The organism is Limnohabitans curvus, from assembly GCF_003063475.1.
GTDB classification, from domain to species: Bacteria; Pseudomonadota; Gammaproteobacteria; order Burkholderiales; family Burkholderiaceae_C; genus Limnohabitans; species Limnohabitans curvus.
In genome coordinates this window covers 2,366,232-2,388,104 of record NZ_NESP01000001.1, presented here as the reverse complement: position 1 = coordinate 2,388,104, position 21,873 = coordinate 2,366,232, and the positions used below count along the sequence as shown (strand labels likewise).

At 56.9% G+C, this 21,873-nt stretch carries 23 protein-coding genes; 17 read left to right on the top strand and 6 right to left on the bottom strand.

The window, feature by feature from the left end:
* Window positions 1–25 precede the first annotated feature (25 nt).
* Genes B9Z44_RS12015 through B9Z44_RS11995 form a run of 5 tightly spaced genes read right to left on the bottom strand, consistent with a single transcriptional unit; the run spans window position 26 to window position 4,253 of the window.
* On the bottom strand, window positions 26–376 hold the full coding sequence (locus B9Z44_RS12015; protein ID WP_108358982.1) for an AzlD domain-containing protein: 351 nt from the start codon (window positions 374–376) through the stop codon (window positions 26–28).
* A complete protein-coding gene (locus tag B9Z44_RS12010) occupies window positions 373–1,101 on the bottom strand; it encodes an AzlC family ABC transporter permease (protein WP_108358983.1) in 729 nt (242 codons plus the stop codon). The genes B9Z44_RS12015 and B9Z44_RS12010 overlap by 4 nt, the downstream gene beginning before the upstream one ends.
* Complete coding sequence (locus tag B9Z44_RS12005; RefSeq protein WP_158268547.1) at window positions 1,098–1,427, bottom strand: bactofilin family protein; 330 nt, start codon at window positions 1,425–1,427, stop codon at window positions 1,098–1,100. Before B9Z44_RS12005 ends, B9Z44_RS12010 begins: the two co-directional genes overlap by 4 nt.
* Entirely contained in the window at window positions 1,420–3,954 is a 2,535-nt protein-coding gene (locus B9Z44_RS12000; RefSeq protein WP_108358985.1) for a cation-translocating P-type ATPase, read from the bottom strand. Before B9Z44_RS12000 ends, B9Z44_RS12005 begins: the two co-directional genes overlap by 8 nt.
* Complete coding sequence (locus tag B9Z44_RS11995; RefSeq protein WP_108402543.1) at window positions 3,951–4,253, bottom strand: hypothetical protein; 303 nt, start codon at window positions 4,251–4,253, stop codon at window positions 3,951–3,953. Before B9Z44_RS11995 ends, B9Z44_RS12000 begins: the two co-directional genes overlap by 4 nt.
* Before the next feature lie 198 nt (window positions 4,254–4,451).
* On the opposite strand from B9Z44_RS11995, the gene B9Z44_RS11990 reads away from it, so the two are divergent.
* The 9 genes from B9Z44_RS11990 (at window position 4,452) to otnI (ending at window position 12,954) form a co-directional block, all read left to right on the top strand.
* Window positions 4,452–5,222 carry a FadR/GntR family transcriptional regulator gene (locus B9Z44_RS11990; protein WP_108402542.1) on the top strand — a complete coding sequence of 257 codons (771 nt, stop codon included), beginning with the start codon at window positions 4,452–4,454 and terminating at the stop codon, window positions 5,220–5,222.
* 118 nt (window positions 5,223–5,340) lie between these two features.
* Complete coding sequence (locus B9Z44_RS11985) at window positions 5,341–6,327, top strand: TRAP transporter substrate-binding protein (RefSeq protein WP_108358987.1); 987 nt, start codon at window positions 5,341–5,343, stop codon at window positions 6,325–6,327.
* A gap of 60 nt (window positions 6,328–6,387) precedes the next feature.
* Window positions 6,388–6,900: a TRAP transporter small permease gene (locus B9Z44_RS11980; RefSeq protein ID WP_108359328.1), complete on the top strand. Its 513-nt coding sequence runs from the start codon at window positions 6,388–6,390 to the stop codon at window positions 6,898–6,900.
* Window positions 6,897–8,189, top strand: a complete 1,293-nt coding sequence (locus B9Z44_RS11975) for a TRAP transporter large permease (protein ID WP_108358988.1) — start codon at window positions 6,897–6,899, stop codon at window positions 8,187–8,189. Before B9Z44_RS11980 ends, B9Z44_RS11975 begins: the two co-directional genes overlap by 4 nt.
* A gap of 16 nt (window positions 8,190–8,205) precedes the next feature.
* Complete coding sequence (ltnD, locus tag B9Z44_RS11970; protein ID WP_108358989.1) at window positions 8,206–9,114, top strand: L-threonate dehydrogenase; 909 nt, start codon at window positions 8,206–8,208, stop codon at window positions 9,112–9,114.
* 15 nt (window positions 9,115–9,129) lie between these two features.
* Window positions 9,130–10,143 (top strand): D-erythronate dehydrogenase, encoded by a 1,014-nt coding sequence (denD, locus tag B9Z44_RS11965; RefSeq protein WP_108358990.1) that lies wholly within the window; start codon window positions 9,130–9,132, stop codon window positions 10,141–10,143.
* 6 nt (window positions 10,144–10,149) lie between these two features.
* Entirely contained in the window at window positions 10,150–11,454 is a 1,305-nt protein-coding gene (otnK, locus tag B9Z44_RS11960; RefSeq protein WP_108358991.1) for a 3-oxo-tetronate kinase, read from the top strand.
* 7 nt (window positions 11,455–11,461) lie between these two features.
* A complete protein-coding gene (locus B9Z44_RS11955; RefSeq protein WP_108402541.1) occupies window positions 11,462–12,121 on the top strand; it encodes a class II aldolase/adducin family protein in 660 nt (219 codons plus the stop codon).
* A gap of 23 nt (window positions 12,122–12,144) precedes the next feature.
* The gene (gene otnI, locus B9Z44_RS11950; protein WP_108402540.1) at window positions 12,145–12,954 is read left to right on the top strand and encodes a 2-oxo-tetronate isomerase; all 810 of its coding nucleotides are present in this window, start codon (window positions 12,145–12,147) and stop codon (window positions 12,952–12,954) included.
* Window positions 12,955–12,969: 15 nt separating this feature from the next.
* Here otnI and B9Z44_RS11945 read toward each other — a convergent pair whose 3' ends face one another.
* Window positions 12,970–13,518 (bottom strand): SRPBCC family protein, encoded by a 549-nt coding sequence (locus tag B9Z44_RS11945; protein ID WP_170108500.1) that lies wholly within the window; start codon window positions 13,516–13,518, stop codon window positions 12,970–12,972.
* A gap of 150 nt (window positions 13,519–13,668) precedes the next feature.
* Between B9Z44_RS11945 and B9Z44_RS11940 the strand changes: the two genes are divergently transcribed.
* The 8 genes from B9Z44_RS11940 (at window position 13,669) to nirD (ending at window position 21,852) form a co-directional block, all read left to right on the top strand.
* Complete coding sequence (locus B9Z44_RS11940; protein ID WP_108402538.1) at window positions 13,669–14,745, top strand: alkene reductase; 1,077 nt, start codon at window positions 13,669–13,671, stop codon at window positions 14,743–14,745.
* 13 nt (window positions 14,746–14,758) lie between these two features.
* Window positions 14,759–15,178, top strand: coding sequence for a VOC family protein (locus B9Z44_RS11935; protein WP_108358996.1), 420 nt, complete (start codon window positions 14,759–14,761; stop codon window positions 15,176–15,178).
* A gap of 58 nt (window positions 15,179–15,236) precedes the next feature.
* The gene (locus tag B9Z44_RS11930) at window positions 15,237–15,890 is read left to right on the top strand and encodes an ANTAR domain-containing response regulator (RefSeq protein ID WP_108402537.1); all 654 of its coding nucleotides are present in this window, start codon (window positions 15,237–15,239) and stop codon (window positions 15,888–15,890) included.
* A gap of 221 nt (window positions 15,891–16,111) precedes the next feature.
* Window positions 16,112–17,356 (top strand): CmpA/NrtA family ABC transporter substrate-binding protein, encoded by a 1,245-nt coding sequence (locus tag B9Z44_RS11925; RefSeq protein ID WP_108402536.1) that lies wholly within the window; start codon window positions 16,112–16,114, stop codon window positions 17,354–17,356.
* A 36-nt stretch (window positions 17,357–17,392) separates the two neighbouring features.
* Window positions 17,393–18,178 carry a nitrate ABC transporter permease gene (gene ntrB / locus B9Z44_RS11920; protein ID WP_108358999.1) on the top strand — a complete coding sequence of 262 codons (786 nt, stop codon included), beginning with the start codon at window positions 17,393–17,395 and terminating at the stop codon, window positions 18,176–18,178.
* The gene (locus B9Z44_RS11915) at window positions 18,175–19,008 is read left to right on the top strand and encodes an ABC transporter ATP-binding protein (protein WP_108359000.1); all 834 of its coding nucleotides are present in this window, start codon (window positions 18,175–18,177) and stop codon (window positions 19,006–19,008) included. The genes ntrB and B9Z44_RS11915 overlap by 4 nt, the downstream gene beginning before the upstream one ends.
* Window positions 19,009–19,018: 10 nt before the next feature.
* Window positions 19,019–21,490 carry a nitrite reductase large subunit NirB gene (gene nirB / locus B9Z44_RS11910; RefSeq protein WP_108402535.1) on the top strand — a complete coding sequence of 824 codons (2,472 nt, stop codon included), beginning with the start codon at window positions 19,019–19,021 and terminating at the stop codon, window positions 21,488–21,490.
* 11 nt (window positions 21,491–21,501) lie between these two features.
* Window positions 21,502–21,852 carry a nitrite reductase small subunit NirD gene (gene nirD / locus B9Z44_RS11905; protein WP_108402534.1) on the top strand — a complete coding sequence of 117 codons (351 nt, stop codon included), beginning with the start codon at window positions 21,502–21,504 and terminating at the stop codon, window positions 21,850–21,852.
* The last annotated feature ends 21 nt before the right edge of the window (window positions 21,853–21,873 follow it).

Sequence of the window (21,873 nt, the reverse complement as noted above, 5' to 3'; positions counted from 1 at the left end):
ATGCCTTAGGGTTGGGCCTCAGCGGCTATGGGGTTGCGCGAAATACACCGTAAGCCAGCATCAACAACGTCCCCGTCAGCAATGCAGGCACCAAGCGACGTTGCGGGCTAGAAACCATGACCGCAAGGCTGAGCGCACAGATCACCACGCGCAACAACACAGGGACCGTGGCCAACAAGCCAAGCGGCATCAAAATCATGCGAACCGTCAGTGCCGCCACCATGGCATAGGTCACCGTGGAGAGCCAGCGAAACACTTCGCTGTCTTGATGGATGTGACCCGACAGTTTGACACCCGCAGCACGGCAAACGTAGGTGCCCACGCAGGCCGCACTGAGTGCTAGCCAAACGCCCCAGCCTTGCATATCGGCATTCATGCTTGCACCTCCGTGGGACGTGGGCGTAACCATCGGCGGTCAATGACATAAGCCAAAGAGCCTGCCACCAAACCTGTCAAAAGCAAACTGCTGTCAGCGTCCAGCACATAAAACGCGGGGCCAAACAGGCAGCCCAAGCCAATGGCCAGGCGGTTAGCCCAAGGTTTCACATCGGTGAAGGTGAGCAAAAAAAACAAGGGGTTGATGAACACCAAGCCCAAAGTAACGGCAGCTGGCACCCAGCCCGCCACGAAATAACCCAACACGGTGCCCAACGGTGCAATCAACCAGCAAGGCAAAGCCAAACCGATGAAGTAATTCAAGCGGTGCTGTGGAGACATGCGGGGAAACTCGCGCATCGACACTGCCCATGCGGTCATGGCCAGCATGTGCACCCACAGATAGAGCAGCGGGTTGCGGTCGCGTCGGTGGAGCTGGGGGAAAAGCGTCACCACCATGGTGACAAAACGGGTCGAGGTCAGCGTGACGGCAAAGCCAATGGCTAGCAACGAGGAGCCCGAGATGAACATCTCCAGCATCACCACCTGACCGGGCAACGCAAACATCAGCAAACTGGTGAGGCCAGTCATCCAAGCATCGAAGCCGTGGGAATGGCCCATGGCTCCGAAACCAACCATGCCTGCGAATAAAACTAAAACTGGCGCGCCCAAGGCATCGCGGATGCCCTGCCAAAAGGCTTCGCGCCGATTGGCGAACCGATTCATTTCTGGTTCATATTGCCTTTGAACTTACCGCCGCGTTGGATTTCCAACTCGTGATACTCCAAGGTCCCTGACACTTTGCCTGTGCTGTGAATCAACAGGTGTTCTTTGCAGACGATGTCTTCGTTGAGTTCGCCATGCACATCAATTTCACGGGCACGCACAGTGCCAGTCACTTGACCTTTGGTGCCAATCAACAAATCGTCGGCTGTCAGCTCGCCTGTGACGTTGCCATTGATCACGGCTTTGCCAGGCGCAGAGATAGAGCCTTTGAAAGTGACGCCCTCGCCGATCACGAGGTTGTTGTTGGTTGGATTGATATCAGCCATGCTCTGCTCCTTTGAATGGCCCATCATACCTAAGCAAACCCAAGCAAAACCACGCTGCCAAGACACTTGCGATACCCAAACCTAAAGCTGTCGCCAGTTGCGAGAGATCAAGCAGCGCCAAATTAAGCGGTGCGGCAAGCCACGGCACGTAAATGCCGAACAAGACCAAGGTCAGCGCCCCCACCATCACCCAGACAGCAACCCAATTGCGCGCACGGTTCAAAAAAATCAGCATGGCGTTGGCTGCCACCAAGGTGACGAGCACCATCGCGCGCTGCGCTTCAGCAGAAAAATCCAAAGAGACCCAATAGGCAGCCCCTGTCGCGACCAACACACACGCCCCCTGAAAGAAAGAGGCCAGCATTTGCTGAAATCCAAAAATAGGCGCCAAGGTGTCACGCGGCGGACGCTGCATCACATCAGCCTCGGCGGGTTCGTTTTCAAAGGCGATGGAACACGAGGGGTCCACCACCAGCTCCAACAGCGCGATATGCAAAGGCATCAACAAAGGTGGCAGGGCAAACAACATGGGCACCAGCGCCAAACCTGCAATAGGAATGTGAATGGCAAAGATATAGGCCATTGATTTTTGGAGGTTGCCAAAAATGCGACGCCCCAAGCGTATGCCTTTGACGATGGAGGCAAAGTTGTCATCCACCAACACCAGCGACGAGGCTTCGCGTGCCACATCGGTCCCCCGCGCGCCCATGGCGATGCCCACATGGGCTGCGCGCAATGCAGGTGCATCGTTCACGCCATCGCCCGTCATCGCCACCACCTCGCCACGGCGCTTGAGCGCTTGGACGATGCGCAGCTTTTGATGCGGCGAAATGCGGGCACACACGCTGACTGTTTTGAGGTGCGCACTCAGCGCCTCGTCGGACATGGCGTCAATGGTGTCGCCCGTCAAAGTCTCGCCGCCCTGCAAGCCTGCTTGGTTGGCAATGACACGTGCCGTTTGCGGGTAGTCACCGGTGATCATGATGACTTTGATGCTGGCCGAATGGCAATCGGCAATGGCTTGCGCAATCTCAGGGCGCAAGGGATCGCTCAAACCAATCAGTCCTAGCCACTCAAAATCAAACCCATGCGCAGAGCTAGGCCATGCGTCACCGACAAACCGCCCCTGCGCCACAGCCAACACGCGCAAGCCCTCAGAGGCCATCGCATGCACCACCTCACCCCATTGCGCTTGCAACGCGGGCGACAAATGACACAAATCCATCACCGCCTCTGGTGCGCCCTTGGCAGACACAATGTGCGCGGCATCTTCACTGGCACGCCATACATGTGACATGGCACGCAAAGCGGGACTCAAGGCATAGGTTTGCACCAAATCCCAATCGGGATGTAAATGTTCCTCGTGGAGCCACGTTTGGCCCAGCGCATGAAAAGCAACTTCCATCGGGTCAAACGGCTCAGGCGCACTCGCCAAGATGGCGTGTTCGACCAAGCCATGAAAATCGTCTGGCAGCGATTCGCCATTGATGTTGAACAGACGTGGCGCAGACGCATCCCCCACCGCCAAGGCTGCCACCTTCATACGGTTTTCAGTCAAGGTGCCCGTTTTGTCTGTGCACAACACCGTGGTGGCGCCCAAGGTTTCAATCGCGTTGATGTGTCGCGTCAGCACCCCCTCCTGCGCGAGGCGATGTGCGCCCAAAGCAGGAAAGATGGCCATCACCACCGGGTACTCTTCGGGCAAGATCGCCATGGCCAACGCAATGCCCGACAACAGCGCAGGCAACCATGCCCCATTGCGCAGCCCTAAGGTGAGAATCATCAGCACACACAAGCCAAATGTGATCCACGCCAACACCTTCACCAACTGAGCGGTTTGTTTTTGCAATGGCGTCAGCGCGGTTTCGATTTGGTTCAATGACGCACCAATGCGCCCCATCTGACCACGCATGCCCGTGGCCGTGACACGCACCACCCCTTGACCACGAACCACAAAGGTGCCGCCAAACACAGCCGCCAATTCATCGCCCCCCGGCTGCTGGCTATGCACCAAGGCCTCATCGAAAGCTGCCCCCACTTTGGTCACGGCCAATGACTCGCCTGTCAACAAGGACTCATCCACTTGCAATTGATCGGACTGCAAGACCCAAGCGTCAGCGGCAATGCGGTCCCCCTCGGAGATGAACAACATGTCCCCCACCACCACATCACGCGAAGGCACGTTGATGCGCTGGCCATCACGCATGACTTGCGCGAAAGGCTGGCTCAATTGCCGCAACGCATCAATGGCGGCCTCTGACTTGCCCTCTTGGTAAAAAGTCAAAGCCAGCACCGCCAACACAAACACAAACAGTGTGAGGCCTTCGGTCAAATCGCCCAACACCAAATACAGTGAAGCGGCCAACACCAGCAAGGCAAACATGGGCTCTCGCAACAGGGCCCACAGCCTGCCCCACACGGTTCGGCGCTGTGCAGCATCCAGCGCATTGGCGCCGTCGCGGGCCAACTGCTGCGCCGCCTGCTCAGATGTAAGGCCTGCAAGCTGCGGTGATGGTGCCGTGCTCAAGGCGCTACACCGTCAATCAACCACTGCAACAACAGCGTGGCTTTTTCTGAACTCAACATGCGGTGCGGTGTGATGTCTTGGCTCTCATCATCCGTTTTCAGCTTCTCGCCCTTGCGTGCAGCTGCACCAGTTTGCCCTTTGTATTTCGCAAGATGCCGTGACAACTGGGCAAATGTTGGAGAGCCACCGCGCGACGGTTCGCCATGACAACTGAAGCAACCGTGTTCAAGCGCCAAAGCGGCACTGGCACTCGCGGCAGGAGCGGAAGATGCGCTGATGACAAAGAAAACAACGGTCATTGCATGTCGAAATTTTAAAAACTGCATCGTCATTCGGCGTTCACTCTTTCAAATGTTGGTACGTCTTGAATTTACTGCTTTGCAGCAGCTCGTGGCTATGCGCTAGATCAATCAACACCTGACATCTCTGCATGATTCATTTGTCGCATATGATTTATTAACAAGCAACCCTCTGCCACACCAGCAACATTTTTCACCATGCCCCGCATTCAATTAGGTGCCTCGCTGTCTGAAAAGCTAGCCCAGACCTTGGAAACAAGCATTCGAGAAGGAAAACTCAAGACGGCTGAAAAACTTCCCACCGAAAACGCATTGGTGCAAAAGCATGGGGTTAGCCGAACCGTGGTACGTGAAGCGTTTTCGCGGCTCAAAACATTGGGGCTCATTGAAACGCGACAAGGCTCAGGCGCTTTTGTGAAAGCGCTTCCAACGCCAGACACCGGAAAACTCAAACTCATCCCAGATGGCTCGGTCGATGCGGTCTTGAAAGTCGTCGAAGTCAGACGTGCCCTCGAAGCTGAATCGGCGGCCCTCGCCGCCGAACGCCGAACCACCAAGTCACTGCAAAAAATCAAACAAGCCATGCGCGCGCTCGACAAAGCCGTGGCAAGCGGCGGTGATGGCGTGAGCGAGGATGTGGCCTTTCATGCCGCCATTGCGCAAGCGGCGAACAACCCTTTTCTCTTAGACACCCTGTCTTACCTCAATCAATTTTTAGAAAACGCCACGCGCGTCACCCGCGCCAACGAAGCCACGCGCGCAGACTTAGAAGATGCGGTGCGAGACGAGCACCAGGCCATCGTGCAAGCCATTGAAGCTGGCGACGTCAAAGCCGCCCGCCAAGCAGGAACCAAGCACATGCTCAATGCGGCCAAACGCATTGGCAACGCTGACCCCGTCTTTTGGACATCCCAAGGACTCGCGCTGGCCAAGCCCCTGCGAACCGAGCTGACAAAACCCAAAATCTAAACCCTGCATCACGGGTTACCCCCTAGACTGAGTACCTGATTAGTTCAAGATAATTTGTCATACAACCTGACAGCATGATTGCTATTCAGGTTGCTGCTCTTAACAATCAGGAGACACGATGTCAAAGACTTTTCTCAGCAAAAAATGGGTGGCAGCACTCGCCGCCACTGCCGCATTTGCCGCATTTCCCACACAAGCCCAAACCGTTTTGAAAATGGGTCACGTGCTGGCCAAAGGCTCTCACTACGATGTGGGCGCCAATGTGTTTTGCGACACGCTCGACAAAAATACCCAAGGCCGCTACAAGTGCCAGGTCTACCCTGCCAGCGCTTTGGGTGGTGAACGCGAAGAAATTGAAGCTGTACAAATCGGCACACAAGACCTAGTCATCACCTCCACAGGGCCCGTCGGCAACTTCGTTCCTGAAATGAAAATCGTGGACGTGCCCTTTTTGTTCCGTGACTACGACCACGCGCGCAAAGTGCTGGACGGAAAAATTGGTCAAGACATGTTGGCCAAGTTCAGCAACCACGGCTTGGTGGCTTTGGCTTGGAGCGAAAACGGCTTCCGTCACATGACCAACAACAAGCGTCCCATCGTCAGTGCTTCGGACGCCAGCGGCTTGAAGATGCGTACCATGGAAAACAAGGTGCACATGGAAGGCTATCGCTCATTCGGCATCCAACCCACCCCCATGGCATTTCCTGAAGTGTTTGGTGCCTTGCAACAAGGCGTTGTGGATGGTCAAGAAAACCCCATCCCAGTCATCTTGGCTTCCAAGTTTTCACAAGTACAAAAGCACTTGTCACTCACAGGCCATGTGTACTCACCTGCGCTCATCATCACCTCGCCACGCATCATGAACAAGCTCAGCGATGCCGACAAAAAGGCATTCATGGACGCAGCGACCAAGAGCGTGGCCGCCACACGTAAGAAAGTCAATGACGACGAAGCCAATGGCATTGCCCAACTCGAACGTGAAGGCATGCAAGTGGTGAAAAAGGTCAACAGCACCAGCTTCAGCGATGCACTCAAAGGCCCTTACGCCAACTACGCCAAAGAATTTGGCGCAGACAAGCTCGCAGCAATCCAAGCTGTGAAGTAATCGGGTTTTCTTCACCTTTCAACGAGCCAGCTTGCTGGCTCGTTGAGCATGGGACACACCATGAAATTTTTCGAAAAATATTTAATGATCGCCAACCGAAGCGTGTTGATCGCTTTGCTTGCTGCCATGGCCATCATCATCTTCTCTAACGTGGTCTTGCGCTACGCCACCAACCAATCCATCGAATGGGCCGAAGAAGTGGCTCGCTACATGATGGTGTGGCTCACTTTCGTGGGCGCCGGCCCCGTGTTGCGCTACGGCGGCCACATTGCCGTCGAAAACCTACAAGACAGTTTGCCCATCGCTTGGGCACGCGCCATTCGCGTCTTGATTGCCGTGATGCTCACTGGCTTTTTCATCTTCATCATTTGGTATGGCCTCATCTATGTGGACCGTGTTCAGTACCAAATGACACCGACCACACAAGTTTCCATGTCATGGGTGTATGCATCCATGCCCGTAGGCGGCGCTTTGCTGCTTGCACATTGGCTCATCATTGTTCGCGACTATGTGCTCACCCGCACCTTCGCTTCCGATTCACATTTCGACGCTAACGCCAGCGCATCCCTATGAGTCTCAGCCTAATTCTTTTACTCAGCTGTTGCTTCTATTTGGCAATTGGCTTACCCGTTGCGTTTGCGCTCGGCTTTTCCACACTCACCGCCTTGGTGTTTGGCGCGGACTTCCCACTCTTTGTGTTGCTCAAGCAAACCTACGAAGGTGTGGACAGCTTCCCATTGATGGCTGTGCCGTTCTTCATCTTGGCGGCGGAGCTGATGAGTGGTGGTTCACTCACAGAAGTGTTGCTGAAGTTTGCGGCGCAGTTTGTGGGCCACAAACGCGGCGGCTTGGGCTACACCAACGTGGCGTCACTCACCTTCTTCTCAGGCATTTCTGGCTCAGCCTTGGCAGATGCTGCAGGCCCTGGCTCCATGATGATTCGCATGATGGACAAAGCCGGTTACGACCGTTCATACGCCGCAGCACTGACTGCAGCAACGGCCATCGTTGGCCCCATCATTCCGCCCTCCATCATCATGATCATCTATGCGCTGCAAGATGAACGTGTCTCTGTGGGGGCGCTGTTCATCGCAGGTTTTATCCCCGGCATTTTGATTGCCGGCGGCATGGCCGCGGTCAACTGGTACATCTCTAAACAGCGCAACTACAAAGGCATCCCGGGCAACGAAACCTTTGCCGAAAAAATGCTGGTCACTTGGAAAGCCATTCCTGCACTCATGTTGCCCGTGATCATTTTGGGCGGCATGCGCGCAGGTTGGTTCACACCCACCGAAGCCTCTGTCGTGGCGGTGTTCTACGCCTTGGTGTGTGGCAAATGGATTTACCGCACGCTGGAATGGAAAGCGGTGCCTGACATCTTGTCGCGCTCCGCCCTCATGACGGCTTCGGTGCTCATCATCATCGGCACGTCCAACGCCTTTGCCTGGATTTTGACCATCGACGGCTTGCCCATCAAACTGGCCGAATGGATGGGCGGACAAGACATGTCGGCCTTCACGTTCTTGATTGCCGTGAACATCTTCTTGCTGATCTTTGGCATCTTCATCGAGCCACTGCCAGGCGTGATGGTGTTGGTGCCAATCTTGGCACCCGTGGCTGCCAAGCTGGGCATTGACCCGATTCACTTTGCCATGGTGGTCATCTTCAACTTGACGCTGGGCATGATCACGCCGCCTGTGGGTGGCCTGTTGTTCGTCACCTCCAACGTGGCCAAAGTACCTTTGGATGCGCTCACGCGAGAGCTCAAACCGTTCTTGATTGCGCACGCCATCATTTTGGTCATGCTGACTTTCATCCCCGCTTTGAGCACGTGGGCACCACATGCCTTCGGTTTTCAATAAACACTGAACAGACGTTATGACAACTCAAAACCAAACCACACTGTCGATTGGCGTGATTGGCCTAGGTGCCATGGGCAAAGGCATGGCCAACTCGCTGCGCCGTGCTGGCCACCACGTCAGTGTGTGCGACGTGCGTTACGAAGCGGCCGAAGCCTTTGCACAAGAAGGCGGCACAGCCCACAAGACCCCCGCAGCGCTTGCGCAAGCCGCAGACATCATCGTCAGCGTTGTGGTCAACGCGGACCAAACCGAGCAAGTCTTGTTTGGTGCCAACGGCGCTGCTGCGCACATGAAAGCGGGCAGCTTGTTCATCATGTGCTCCACCGTGGACCCCAATTGGTCCGTGGCATTGGAAAAGCGCCTCAACGACATGGGCCTCTTGTATTTAGACGCCCCCATTTCGGGAGGGGCTGCCAAAGCGGCCTCTGGCCAAATGACCATGATGACCTCAGGTCAAGCTGCCGCGTACACCAAAGCGGGCAACGCACTCGAGAGCATGGCCGCCCATGTGTACAAACTTGGTGACCGCGCGGGCTATGGCAGCAAAGTCAAAATCATCAACCAGTTGTTGGCCGGTGTACACATTGCCGCAGCCGCCGAAGCCATGGCCTTAGGTCTTCGCGAAGGTGTGGCGGCAGACGCTTTGTATGAAGTCATCACCAACAGCGCGGGCAACAGCTGGATGTTTGAAAACCGCATGGCCCACGTGCTCAAGGGCGACTACACCCCGCTGTCAGCCGTGGACATTTTTGTGAAAGATTTGGGGCTCGTGCTTGACACCGCGCGTGCCACCAAATTTCCACTGCCCTTGTCAGCCACCGCTCACCAAATGTTCATGCAAGCCTCCACGGCAGGACATGGCCGTGAAGACGACTCGGCTGTCATCAAAATCTTCCCTGGCATTGAGTTGCCACAAGCCCACTGAGTCAAAGGTCAAGCAATGCGCATCCTCATCACAGGCGGCAGCGGCTTTCTGGGCGCGAGCCTCGCGCGCGAACTGTTGCAGCAGCCGGCCATTCACCTCGAAGGCAAAGGTTCAGGCCCTGTCACCGAATTGGTGCTGACCGACCTCGTCGCACCACCGGCTGACTTGCAGCAAGACACGCGCGTGCGCGCAGTGGTGGGCGATTTGAGTGACTTGCTCCACACACAAACCCTCAAGCTCGACGGTGTCGATGCCGTGGTGCATTTGGCAGCGGCGGTCAGCGGCGAATGCGAAGCCAATTTGGATTTGGGCTTGCAAAGCAACTTGCAAACCTCTTTGAACTTGCTGCAAGCCGCGCGTCACCAAGCCAAGCAACCCGTGTTTGTGTTTGCCAGCTCGGTGGCGGTGTTTGGTGCGTCGGCGGGTCAACAACTGCCCAGCAGCATTTCCGACACGTACCAGCCCACACCACAAAGCAGCTACGGCATTCAAAAGTTCATGGTCGAACAGCTGGTCGCCGACTTTTCACGCAAAGGCTTGATTCACGGACGCAACGTGCGATTGATGACCGTGTCGGTTCGCCCGGGCAAACCCAACGGTGCGGCCTCTAGCTTTTTGAGCGGCATGTTCCGCGAACCCTTGGCAGGCCAAGCATGCACCGTCCCCGTGCCTGCTGACACCCGTGTGGCCCTTGCATCGACGGACAAAACCATGCAAGGCTTGATGTGCGCCCTCACCGCGCCCACAGCGACATGGGGCGCCCCCACGGCCGTGAACCTGCCCGCACTCACCACCACGGTGGGCGAGATGGCGCAAGCGTTGAAAGAAATTGCAGGCGATGCATGCGCTGCTTTGCTCGATTGGAAAGTGGACGCCAAAGTACAAGCCATCGTCAGTGGCTGGCCCAGCCAGTTTGACAACGACCGCGCCAAGCGCCTTGGTCTTGTGGCAGACAGCTCGGTCAAAAGCCTCATTCAATCGTATGCCGCGCGCCACCCACACGCCATCACCTGTGCGCTGAAGTTTTAAACACACATGACTCAACATTTGACAAAGCCTTTGCTGGGCTGCATTGCCGACGACTTTACGGGAGCAACTGACCTGGCCAACAACTTGGTTCGCGCAGGTATGCGCACCGTGCAAACCATTGGCGTGCCCACGGACAATCAGCCCATTGACGCAGACGCCATCGTGGTGGCGCTCAAGTCACGCACTATTCCAGCCCAAGACGCCATCGCCCAATCGCTCCAAGCCCATGCGTGGTTGAAAGCGCAAGGCGTGGAACAGATTTATTTCAAATACTGCTCGACCTTTGACTCCACCCCGCAGGGCAACATCGGCCCCGTCACCGAAGCCCTGATGGACGCCATGGATGGCCCGGGCAAAGGCTTCACCATCGTCTGCCCCGCCTTCCCTGAAAACAACCGCACCATTTTCAAAGGCCACTTGTTTGTGGGCGATGTGCTGCTGTCAGACAGCGGCATGCGCAACCACCCGCTCACCCCCATGACGGATGCCAACTTGGTACGCGTCATGCAATCACAAACCCAACGCAAGGTGGGTTTGGTTGAGCAATCGTGCGTCTCTGCCGGACCTGACGCCATTCGGGCTCGCTTTCAAGCCTTGCAAGCCGAAGGTGTTGGCGTGGCCGTGGTGGACGCCATCAGCAACCAAGATTTGATGCACATGGGCCAAGCCTTGGCCGACATGCCCCTCGTCACCGCGGGCTCGGGCGTGGCCATTGGCCTGCCTCAAAACTGGAAAGCGCGTGGCGTTTTAGCCGCCAACGCAGCGGCAGACACACTGCCTGCCGCCACAGGCTACCAAGCCGTGGTGTCTGGCAGCTGCTCGGTCGCCACCAATGCCCAAGTGCTGCACTGGCGCCAAGCGGGCAAGCCCGCATTTGCCGTGGACCCTTTGGCTGTGGCCTCAGGCACAGACGTGGTGCAACAAGCCCTGAGCTGGGCCGCACCTCAACTCAAAGACGGCCCCGTGTTGATTTACGCCACCGCAGAACCTGCAGCCGTCAAAGCCATTCAAAACCAATTGGGTGTGGCCCAAGCCGGTGAACTGGTGGAGCACACCCTCTCGAACATCGCCAAAGGTTTGGTACAAGCCGGCGTGCGTCAACTCGTGGTAGCGGGCGGCGAAACCTCTGGTGCCGTGGTGCAAGCCCTCGACGTCGAACGCATGGTCATTGGCCCTCAAATTGATCCCGGCGTGCCATGGACCTCCGTGACATCCAAGGTCTGCCACGGCGATACAGTTCATGTCACTTTGAAATCTGGAAACTTCGGCACGCATGATTTTTTTGAAAAATCGTTTTCGCTGTTGAAGTGACACGCCCATGACTGAACTTGAAATTCGCCAAGAAATCTGCCGCGTCGGCGCTTCGCTGTATGCACGTGGTTATGTGCATGCCAGCGCTGGCAACATCAGCGTCAAGCTGCCAGACGGTAGTTTTTTAATCACACCCACCGATGCTTGCCTCGGCAACTTGGTTGCCAGTGAATTGGCGCACGTCAGCGCTGAGGGTGAACAACTCAGCGGCGCACGCGCCTCGAAAACTTTGGCCCTGCATCGCAGCATCTACGATGCGTCGTCGCAAGCCCATTGCGTCATTCACACCCATGCCACGCATTTGGTCAGCCTCACTCTGCAAGGCGTGTGGCGCACCTCAGACATCGTCCCACCGATCACGCCTTACTACGTGATGAAAGTGGGGCACATCCCCTTGGTGCCGTACCAACTCCCCGGCGCACCAGAGGTGGCCGCAGAGGTTGCATCCCTCATTGCCAAAAGCAACACACAGCACATGCCCCTTCGCGGCGTCATGCTCGAACGCCTTGGCCCTGTGGTGTGGCACCAAACGCCTGCCGAGGCCAGTGCCGTCCTCGAAGAACTCGAAGAGACAGCCAAACTCTGGCTCATGTCAGAGCGCCAAGCCAGCGCACTGAGCGAGGCCCAAATTCACGAACTCCGTGAGCGCTTTGGCGCGCTCTGGTAACCCTTCATTTTCAAGATACACCTATGCCACGCTTCGCCGCCAACCTCAGCATGCTCTACAACGAGCATGCATTTTTAGACCGCTTTGCTGCAGCTGCCAAAGACGGCTTTCAGGCTGTTGAATATTTGTTCCCTTACGCCTTCGATGCCCATGACTTGAAGCAACGCTTGAGCGACAACGGTTTGCAACAAGTGCTCTTCAATGCACCTCCCGGCGATTGGGATGCAGGCGAACGCGGCTTGGCCTGCTTGCCCGGGCGCGAAAACGAATTTCAAACGGGCTTTCTCAAAGCGCTGACCTACGCCGATGTGTTGAATTGCCCACGCATCCACGTCATGGCTGGCTTGAAGCCGAATGGTGCAGACGCTGCCGCGCTAGAAAAAACCTACATTCAGAACATCGCGTGGGCCGCCGCTGAAGCCAAAAAATCTAGCCGTGATGTGTTGATTGAACCCATCAACACCCGTGACATTCCTGGCTTCTTCTTGAACTACCAAGCGCAGGCGCACGAGATTGTTCAACACATCGGCGCGTCCAACGTCAAAGTGCAGATGGACCTGTACCACTGCCAAATCATGGAGGGCGACTTGGCGAGCAAGATTCGCCAATACCTGCCAACTGGCCGTGTGGGCCATTTCCAAATTGCAGGCGTGCCCATGCGCCATGAACCCGATTTAGGTGAGTTGAACCACCCTTACCTTTTTGAGGTCATCGACGAAGTGTCCGCCGCTTGCGGTTGGGAAGGTTGGATCGGTTGCGAATACCGTCCTGCCCGAGGTGCTGTGGCCAATGGCACGCACGATGGCTTGGGTTGGTTGCATTCGCAGAACTGACACGGCCAAACATTCTCAGCAAGGCTGTTTCAGGCGCTCAGCCCCAGCCTTGGCCATCGCTTCAAAACTGCTGTTCAAGCGGTTCTTGATGAAATACTCAATCACCGCGATGGGGAGAATCGAATCTGGCTCAGATTCGGTGCGGTACTTGAACCGCGTGCCATTGCCGTCTTGCTCTAAGCGCCATGCGCCTTTGTACGACTTGGCCTCGCCACTGATTTGCACAAAGTCTGTGCCAATGTTAGGCAGCTCGGTGACTTCCAACACCATGCGCATCTTGATGGGGAAAAACAAAATGCGCTCTTGTAGCAAACGTTCTACACGTGCCTTACGGGCCTCAAGACGCGTGGTCGTTGAGGCCACCACACCGGGGATATTGGTGGCAGCGTCATAGTCCGTGAGGTAGCGGTACGACTGGCAACCGCTCAAGGGTAAATAAAAACTGGCTTGGGTCAGAAACACATTGCCCTGTTGCGTCACATCGACTTTGATTTTGTAGTCATCGGCAGCCGCAGCGCCTGCGCAAGTGCACACCATCATCCAAGCACACCACAGCTGTTTCATCGAATGTCCCTCTATTGGTCTGGGCATATTAGCGGAACCACGAAACAAGTCGCTTGAAAAAAGAACAATACGCCCCATATAAAAAAATGCACGGCAGTGAGAACCCCCCACTGAACTTTTTTACTATTTCACGATTTTTAGAAATTACACATGACGACATCTCAGCTTTTCCAACCCACACGCATCGGCGACATCGACGTAGCCAACCGCATCGTCATGGCGCCCCTCACGCGCAGCCGCGCAGATGACGGCGACATCCCCGGCAGCGCCATGAATGTGGACTATTACCGCCAACGCAGTGGCGCAGGCCTCATCATCAGCGAAGGCACACAGATTTCGCCCGTGGGCAAAGGCTACATGGCCACTCCCGGCATTTATTCAGATGCCCAAGTCGATGGCTGGAAGCCCATCACCCAAGCCGTGCATGACGCAGGCTCCAAAATCATTGCGCAAATTTGGCACGTGGGCCGCATCACCCACCCAGACCTGACGGGTGGCGTACAGCCCGTGGCGCCTTCGGCCATTCAGCCCAAGGTGGTGGCCTACACACCCAACGGCAAAGTCGATGTGCCCGTGCCACACGCGTTGACCACCGCCGAAGTGAAAGACGTGGTGCAGCAATTCCGCCAAGCCGCCGCCAACGCCATTCGCGCGGGTTTTGATGGCGTGGAGATTCACGGTGCCAACGGTTATTTGGTCGACCAGTTCATCCGTGACGGCGCCAACCAACGCACTGACGCGTACGGTGGCTCGATTGAAAACCGCTGCCGCTTCGCGCTCGAAGTGGTGGATGCCTGTGTGGCCGAAATCGGCGCGGGCCGTGTGGGCATTCGTTTGTCGCCCCTCACGCCCTTCAACGACTTGGCTGACAGCAACCCACAAGCCGTGTTTGGCTATTTGGTGGAAGAACTCAACAAGCGCGGCATCGCGTTCATTCACTTCATCGAAGGTGCCACCGGTGGCCCACGTGACGTACCTGGCTTTGACTACACATGGGCGCGCCAAGCCTTCAAAGGCACCTACATCGCCAACAACGGTTACGACCGCCAAATGGCCATCGACACGATTGAATCTGGCAAGGCAGATGCCATCGCGTTTGGCCGCTTGTTCATCTCTAACCCCGACTTGGTGGCGCGTTTGAAGTTGAATGCGGCTTTGAACGAGCCCAACCCCAACACCTTCTACACACCCGGCCCCGTTGGCTACACCGACTACCCCACCCTCTAAAGAAAGGCCCACCATGAAATACCTACACACCATGGTGCGCGTGACCGACCTAGAAGCGTCGCTGCACTTTTACCGTGATGCGCTGGGCCTGACAGTGCTGCGCACCAACGAGTACCCGCAAGGTCGCTTCACCCTGGTCTACCTTGCTGCGCCTGGCGATGAAGACGCACAAGTGGAGCTCACCTACAACTGGGACCCCGAGGTCTACACCGGTGGTCGCAACTTTGGTCACTTGGCTTATGCCGTCGACAACATTTACGCCACCTGCGAAAAGTTGCAAGCGCATGGCGTGACGATTCTGCGTCCGCCCCGCGATGGCCGCATGGCGTTTGTGCGTTCGCCCGATGACATCTCGGTGGAGCTGTTGCAAAAAGGTGAAGCCTTGGCACCACTTGCGCCGTGGGTGGACATGCCCAACATCGGCAGCTGGTAAACAAGCGGCCGTTTGGCCCAATACTTGCTCACCATGAAGGTCCACACGATGAACCTTCATGAAAAGCAAGTCTCAAAAAAATAAAAAACACGAAGCCTTGAAGATCGTCGTGGTCGCCCCAGACTTGGATGTGCAAGACATGGGTGACGACCACGCCGTCTCTCAGGCCAAGCGTTCTCGCGCCTTGCGAATTGGTTTGCTAGAAAGCGGCTTTAACCTGATTGCCACGCTGCCTGCCGATGTGTTCTTGTCAGACCGCATCCACCAGTTGCAACCCGATCTCATCATCGTGGACGCTGAATCTGAAGCACGCGATGCCTTAGAACACGTGGTGTTCGCCACCCGTGACGAGCGCCGCCCCATCGTGCTGTTCACCGACGACAACGACACCACCCATGTGCGCGACGCTGTGGCGGTGGGCGTGTCGGCCTACATCGTCGACGGGCTATCGAGCACACGCATTCGCCCCATCCTCGATGTGGCCATGGCCCGCTTTGAATATGAAGAACGCTTGCGCGATGAGCGCGACGATGCGCGCCATGCGCTGCAAGAACGCACCGTGGTCGACCGCGCCAAAGCGCTGCTGATGGAACGCCAAGGTTTGAGCGAGAAAGACGCCTTCACCAAGCTGCGCAAAATTGCAATGGACAAAGGCCTAAAGATGGCCGAGGTGGCGCAACGCACCTTGGACATGGCAGACCTCTTGTCCTAGTTTGGTGCGCCTTCTTGGTGCGCTTTGATGCAAACGCCCCGCCATGGGGCGTTTTTTCATACAGGAGAACCCTCAACAGCTGGCACAGCTATTGCAAACAGTTCACGGCAAGAACCAATGACGGTTCAAGGACAAAGGCGTCCCCACCCATGCACCCCAGGTGCGTGCGGTGAGGACGCCTTTGTCGTTTCTGCCCCAGTTTTTTATTTAGGAGTGATGTCATGACGAAACTTTTGGAGACCCCCATGAGCCGCCGCAATGTCTTGCAAGCCGCCACCGCAGGCGCTCTCACCATCGCCCCCGCTTTGCGTGCCGCGGTGTATGCCCAAGGTTCAGACAAGCCTGAAAAAGAAGAAGTGCGCATTGGCTTCATTCCCCTCACCGATTGCGCCAGCGTGGTGATGGCCTCCGTGCTGGGCATCGACAAAAAGTACGGCGTCAAGATCATCCCGTCCAAAGAGTCCAGCTGGGCGGGTGTGCGCGACAAGTTGGTCAACGGCGAGCTCGACTTTGCCCACGCCTTGTACGGCTTGATTTATGGCGTGCACATGGGTACCGCCGGTCCTAAAAAAGACATGGCTGTGTTGATGAATTTGAACCAAAACGGCCAAGCCATCACGCTGTCCAAAAAGCTCGCCGACAAAGGCGCGGTCGATGCAGCCAGCCTCGCCAAGTTGATGGCCACCGACAAACGCGAATACACCTTCGCCCAAACCTTCCCCACCGGCACACACGCCATGTGGCTGTATTACTGGTTGGCCAGCGTGGGCGTGAACCCACTCAAAGATGCCAAGGTCATCACCGTGCCGCCGCCCCAAATGGTGGCCAACATGCGCGTGGGCAACATGGACGGCTACTGCGTGGGCGAGCCTTGGGGCCACCGCGCGATTGCCGATGGCATTGGCATCACCGCAGCCACCACGCAAGACATCTGGCGTGACCACCCCGAAAAAGTGTTGGGCACCACCGGCGACTTCGTGAAGAAATATCCCAACACCGCACGCGCCGTGACCGCCGCGATTTTGGAAGCGGGCAAGTGGATTGACGCAGGCTTGCAAAACAAAATGAAGATGGCCGAAACCATCGCCGACAAGTCGTATGTCAACACCAGCGTGGACGTGATCAACCAACGCATCTTGGGCCGCTACCAAAACGGTTTGGGCAAAACCTGGGACGACCCCAACCACATGAAGTTCTTCAACGACGGCACGGCCAACTTCCCTTACCTGTCGGACGGCATGTGGTTCCTCACACAGCACAAGCGTTGGGGTTTGCTCAAAGACCACCCGGACTATTTGAAGGTTGCCAAAGAGATCAACCAAATCGACATCTTCAAACAAGCGGCAGCCGCCAGCAACACACCCGTGCCCAAGAGCGCGATGCGCAGCAGCAAACTGATGGACGGTGTGGTGTGGGACGGCTCTGACCCAAAGAAATACGCCGACAGCTTCAAAGTTCACGCTTAAAGCACCCACGAACGCTCTCGCACAAGGACACATCTCATGACTTTGAAACACCTGTTGTCACGCGTGGTGCCGCCCTTCATGGGCTTGGCACTGCTGGTGGGCATTTGGTCACTGGTGTCCATCACCAGCACCAACAACTTTCCCAACCCAACCGACACCTTCTGGCAAGCCGTGGATGTGTTCAGCAACCCGTTCTACAGCAACGGCCCCAACGACCAAGGCGTGGGCTGGAACGTGTGGAGTTCTCTCAAGCGCGTGGCACTGGGTTTTGGTTTGGCTGCGTTGGTGGGCATTCCTTTGGGCTTCTTGATTGGGCGCTTCGAGTTTTTGTCGCGCATGTTCAACCCGCTCATCAGCTTGTTGCGCCCTGTGTCGCCCCTGGCTTGGTTGCCCATTGGTTTGTTGGTGTTCAAAGGCGCCAACCCTGCGGCCATTTGGACCATCTTCATTTGTTCGATTTGGCCCATGGTCATCAACACCGCGGTGGGTGTGCAACGTGTGCCGCAAGACTACATGAACGTGGCGCGTGTGCTCAACCTCTCGGAATGGAAGATCGTCAGCAAGATTTTGTTCCCTGCGGTGTTGCCCTACATGTTGACCGGCGTGCGCTTGGCCGTGGGTACAGCGTGGTTGGTGATCGTCGCTGCGGAGATGCTGACCGGTGGCGTGGGCATTGGCTTTTGGGTGTGGGACGAGTGGAACAACCTGAATGTGAAAAACATCATCATCGCCATCTTCGTGATTGGCATTGTGGGCTTGGTGTTGGAGTACGCCCTCATCAAACTCGCCACCGCATTCACCTTTGAGGAGGTGCAGTCATGAACGCATCGTTGACCAGCAAATATTTGCAAATTCAGGGCGTGGCCCAAACCTTCAAAACAGCCAAAGGCAATTTCCCTGCGCTGCGCGACATCGACCTGACCGTGGGCAAAGGCGAGTTCGTCGCCCTCATCGGCCACTCGGGTTGCGGCAAGTCCACCTTGCTCAACCTGATTGCAGGTTTGACCACGCCAACCGAAGGCACCTTGATTTGCGCCAACCGCGAAATCGCAGGCCCAGGCCCCGAGCGCGCGGTGGTGTTTCAAAACCACTCGCTCTTGCCTTGGCTGACCTGCTTTGAAAACGTTTACCTCGGCGTGGAACGCGTGTTCGGCCAAACCGGCATCGTGGACGGCAAGCCCAAAGAAGACAAAGCCCAACTCACCGCACGCACCCACGCGGCACTCGACATGGTGGGCTTGAGCCACGCCGCACAAAAACGCCCTGGCGAAATTTCGGGTGGCATGAAGCAACGTGTGGGCATTGCACGCGCCTTGGCGATGGAGCCGCAAGTGTTGTTGATGGACGAACCCTTTGGCGCTTTGGATGCATTGACCCGCGCCAAGCTGCAAGACGAGTTGCTGGCCATCGTGGCCAACACCCAAAGCACCGTGGTGATGGTGACGCACGATGTGGACGAAGCCGTGTTGCTGTCCGACAAGATTGTGATGATGACCAACGGCCCCGCTGCCACCATCGGCGAAGTGCTGCATGTGGACCTGCCTCGCCCCCGCTCACGCGTGACGCTGGCCGACGACCCTGCCTATTTGCACTACCGCAAAGCCGTGATTGACTTTTTGTACACGCGCCAAGCGCACGTGGAAAAACACTAAGGAGTTGGACATGACCAACAAACTCAAACTCGTGATGGTGGGCAACGGCATGGCCGGTGTGCGCACCTTGGAAGAACTCATCAAGCTCACGCCCGACCTGTACGACATCACCGTCTTCGGCTCGGAACCACACCCCAACTACAACCGCATCTTGTTGTCGCCGGTGTTGGCGGGTGAACAAACCTTGGATGAAATCATCCTCAACCCACGCGACTGGTACAGCGACAACCACATCACCCTGCACACCAGCTGGACGGTGACCGAGGTGGACCGTGTCAAGCGCGTGGTGCATGCCACCAACGCCGCAGGCGAAGTCAAAAGCGCAGCGTATGACCGCTTGATTTTGGCCACGGGCTCTAACCCCTTCATGCTGCCTGTGCCGGGCCGCGAGTTGGACGGCGTGCTGGCCTACCGCGACATTGCCGACACACAGGCCATGATTGATGCGGCCACGAAATACAAACATGCGGTGGTGATTGGCGGCGGTTTGCTAGGCCTTGAAGCCGCCAACGGTTTGATAAAGCGTGGCATGCGCGTGACCGTGGTGCACGTCGGTGAATGGCTGATGGAGCGTCAACTCGACAAAGTCGCGGGCGGTTTGTTGCAACGCTCGCTCGAAGAACGCGGCATGCAATTCCGCATGGGCGCACACACCCAAGAATTGCAAGCGGACAAAAACGGGCGCGTGGCCTCGGTCTTGTTCAAAGACGGTTCACACGTGCCCGCCGAGTTGGTGGTGATGGCTGTGGGCATTCGACCCAACACAGTGCTGGCCGAAAAGATGCACCTGCATTGCGAGCGCGGCATTGTGGTCAGCGACACACTGCAAACCGTGACCGACCCACGCATCTATGCCGTGGGCGAATGCGCGGCCCACCGTGGCATTGCCTATGGTTTGGTGGCGCCTTTGTTTGAACAAGGCAAGGTGCTGGCTAACCATTTGGCCGAGTTCGGCATTGGCCGCTACACCGGATCGCTCACTTCGACCAAGCTCAAAGTCACGGGCATTGATTTGTTCAGCGCGGGTGATTTCATGGGCAGTAACGACGGCAGCACCGAAGAAATTGTGCTGAGCGATCCGCACGAAGGCGTGTACAAAAAACTCGTCATCCGCAACGACCAATTGGTGGGCGCGTGTTTATACGGCGACACCGTCGACGGCAGCTGGTACTTCAAGCTGCTGCGCGATGGCCGCAGCGTGGCCGACATCCGCGAGAAGCTGATGTTTGGCGAATCCAACATCGGTGACGTGGGCCATGAAGGCCACAACAAAGCCGCCAGCATGCCCGACGATGCCGAGGTGTGCGGTTGCAACGGCGTGAAAAAAGGCGCGATTTGCAAAGCCATCAAAGACAAAGGTTTGTTCACCTTGGATGAGGTGCGCAAGCACACCAAGGCCAGCGCTTCGTGCGGCTCCTGCACGGGCTTGGTCGAACAGATTTTGATGTTCACCGCCGGTGGCGACTACTCGGCCACGCCGAAGAAAAAAGCCATCTGCGGCTGCACCGACCACAGCCACCAAGAAGTGCGCGATGCCATTCGTGACCACAAGCTGTTGACCAACGATGCAGTGTTCGAATTCTTAGAATGGAAAAAACCAAGCGCCGATAGCAAAGCCACAGGCTGCGCCACCTGCCGCCCAGCCATCAACTATTACCGCATGAGCAGCTGGCCCAAAGAAGCCTTGGACGACCCGCAAAGCCGCCTCATCAACGAGCGCAGCCACGCCAACATCCAAAAGGATGGCACTTACAGCGTCATCCCACGCATGTGGGGCGGCGAGACCACCGCCGACGAGCTTCGCCGCATTGCAGATGTGGTGGACAAGTACAACATTCCCACCGTCAAGGTCACGGGCGGCCAACGCATTGACTTGCTTGGTGTGAAGAAAGAAGACTTGGTCAATGTGTGGAAAGACATTGGCATGCCTTGCGGCCACGCCTACGCCAAAGCCTTGCGCACCGTCAAGACCTGCGTGGGCAGCGAGTGGTGCCGCATGGGCACGCAAGACAGCACACAAATGGGCAAGGACCTTGAGAAAGCCATGTGGCGCATGTACGCCCCACACAAGGTGAAGTTTGCGGTGTCGGGCTGCCCGCGCAACTGCGCAGAAGCAGGCATCAAAGACGTGGGCATCATCGGCGTGGACAGCGGCTGGGAGATGTACATCGCAGGCAACGGCGGCATCAAAACCGAAGTGGCCGAGTTCTTCGTGAAGGTGAAAACCTCCGAAGAGGTGATGGCGTACACCGGCGCCTTCATGCAGCTCTACCGCGAAGAAGGCTGGTACTTGGAGCGCACCGTGCACTACGTGAATCGCGTGGGCATGGACTACGTGAAGAGAAAAATCTTGGACGACGAAGCAGGCCGCAAAGCCTTGTGGGCACGTTTGCAATTTGCGCTCGACGGCGAACCCGACCCTTGGTTTGAGTTCGACAAAGCACAAGTCGACACGCGCCAGTTTGAAGCCATCACCGTTTAAGGACACACACCATGACCGAATGGAAAGTCATTTGCAAAGTTGACGACATCCCCGTGCTGGGCGCACGCCGCGTGCAGCGCGCCAAAGGCGTGGAGGTGGCGGTGTTTCGCAACGCCGAAGACAAGGTGTTTGCCCTGCTCGACCAATGCCCGCACAAGCGCGGTCCTTTGAGCCAAGGCTTGGTGTTTGGCGAAACCGTGGTGTGCCCGTTGCACAACTGGCACATTGGTTTGGTCGACGGCTGCGCCCACGCGCCCGATGAAGGCTGCACCACCCGCTTTGCGGTGCGGGTGGAAAACGGCGATGTGGCCTTGGATGTGAACGAGCTCAACACGCTCGCCATTGACGACGCCCCACACTAAAACACACACCCACCGCCTCAC

Excerpts from the sequence above, each read along its gene's own strand:
- B9Z44_RS12015 (WP_108358982.1), bottom strand. The coding sequence starts at position 376 with ATGAATGCCGATATGCAAGGCTGGGGCGTTTGGCTAGCACTCAGTGCG.
- B9Z44_RS12010 (WP_108358983.1), bottom strand. The coding sequence starts at position 1,101 with ATGAATCGGTTCGCCAATCGGCGCGAAGCCTTTTGGCAGGGCATCCGC.
- B9Z44_RS12005 (WP_158268547.1), bottom strand. The coding sequence starts at position 1,427 with ATGGCTGATATCAATCCAACCAACAACAACCTCGTGATCGGCGAGGGC.
- B9Z44_RS11995 (WP_108402543.1), bottom strand. The coding sequence starts at position 4,253 with ATGACCGTTGTTTTCTTTGTCATCAGCGCATCTTCCGCTCCTGCCGCG.
- B9Z44_RS11990 (WP_108402542.1), top strand. The coding sequence starts at position 4,452 with ATGCCCCGCATTCAATTAGGTGCCTCGCTGTCTGAAAAGCTAGCCCAG.
- B9Z44_RS11985 (WP_108358987.1), top strand. The coding sequence starts at position 5,341 with ATGTCAAAGACTTTTCTCAGCAAAAAATGGGTGGCAGCACTCGCCGCC.
- B9Z44_RS11980 (WP_108359328.1), top strand. The coding sequence starts at position 6,388 with ATGAAATTTTTCGAAAAATATTTAATGATCGCCAACCGAAGCGTGTTG.
- B9Z44_RS11975 (WP_108358988.1), top strand. The coding sequence starts at position 6,897 with ATGAGTCTCAGCCTAATTCTTTTACTCAGCTGTTGCTTCTATTTGGCA.
- ltnD (WP_108358989.1), top strand. The coding sequence starts at position 8,206 with ATGACAACTCAAAACCAAACCACACTGTCGATTGGCGTGATTGGCCTA.
- denD (WP_108358990.1), top strand. The coding sequence starts at position 9,130 with ATGCGCATCCTCATCACAGGCGGCAGCGGCTTTCTGGGCGCGAGCCTC.
- otnK (WP_108358991.1), top strand. The coding sequence starts at position 10,150 with ATGACTCAACATTTGACAAAGCCTTTGCTGGGCTGCATTGCCGACGAC.
- B9Z44_RS11955 (WP_108402541.1), top strand. The coding sequence starts at position 11,462 with ATGACTGAACTTGAAATTCGCCAAGAAATCTGCCGCGTCGGCGCTTCG.
- otnI (WP_108402540.1), top strand. The coding sequence starts at position 12,145 with ATGCCACGCTTCGCCGCCAACCTCAGCATGCTCTACAACGAGCATGCA.
- B9Z44_RS11945 (WP_170108500.1), bottom strand. The coding sequence starts at position 13,518 with ATGAAACAGCTGTGGTGTGCTTGGATGATGGTGTGCACTTGCGCAGGC.
- B9Z44_RS11940 (WP_108402538.1), top strand. The coding sequence starts at position 13,669 with ATGACGACATCTCAGCTTTTCCAACCCACACGCATCGGCGACATCGAC.
- B9Z44_RS11935 (WP_108358996.1), top strand. The coding sequence starts at position 14,759 with ATGAAATACCTACACACCATGGTGCGCGTGACCGACCTAGAAGCGTCG.
- B9Z44_RS11930 (WP_108402537.1), top strand. The coding sequence starts at position 15,237 with ATGAAAAGCAAGTCTCAAAAAAATAAAAAACACGAAGCCTTGAAGATC.
- B9Z44_RS11925 (WP_108402536.1), top strand. The coding sequence starts at position 16,112 with ATGACGAAACTTTTGGAGACCCCCATGAGCCGCCGCAATGTCTTGCAA.
- ntrB (WP_108358999.1), top strand. The coding sequence starts at position 17,393 with ATGACTTTGAAACACCTGTTGTCACGCGTGGTGCCGCCCTTCATGGGC.
- B9Z44_RS11915 (WP_108359000.1), top strand. The coding sequence starts at position 18,175 with ATGAACGCATCGTTGACCAGCAAATATTTGCAAATTCAGGGCGTGGCC.
- nirB (WP_108402535.1), top strand. The coding sequence starts at position 19,019 with ATGACCAACAAACTCAAACTCGTGATGGTGGGCAACGGCATGGCCGGT.
- nirD (WP_108402534.1), top strand. The coding sequence starts at position 21,502 with ATGACCGAATGGAAAGTCATTTGCAAAGTTGACGACATCCCCGTGCTG.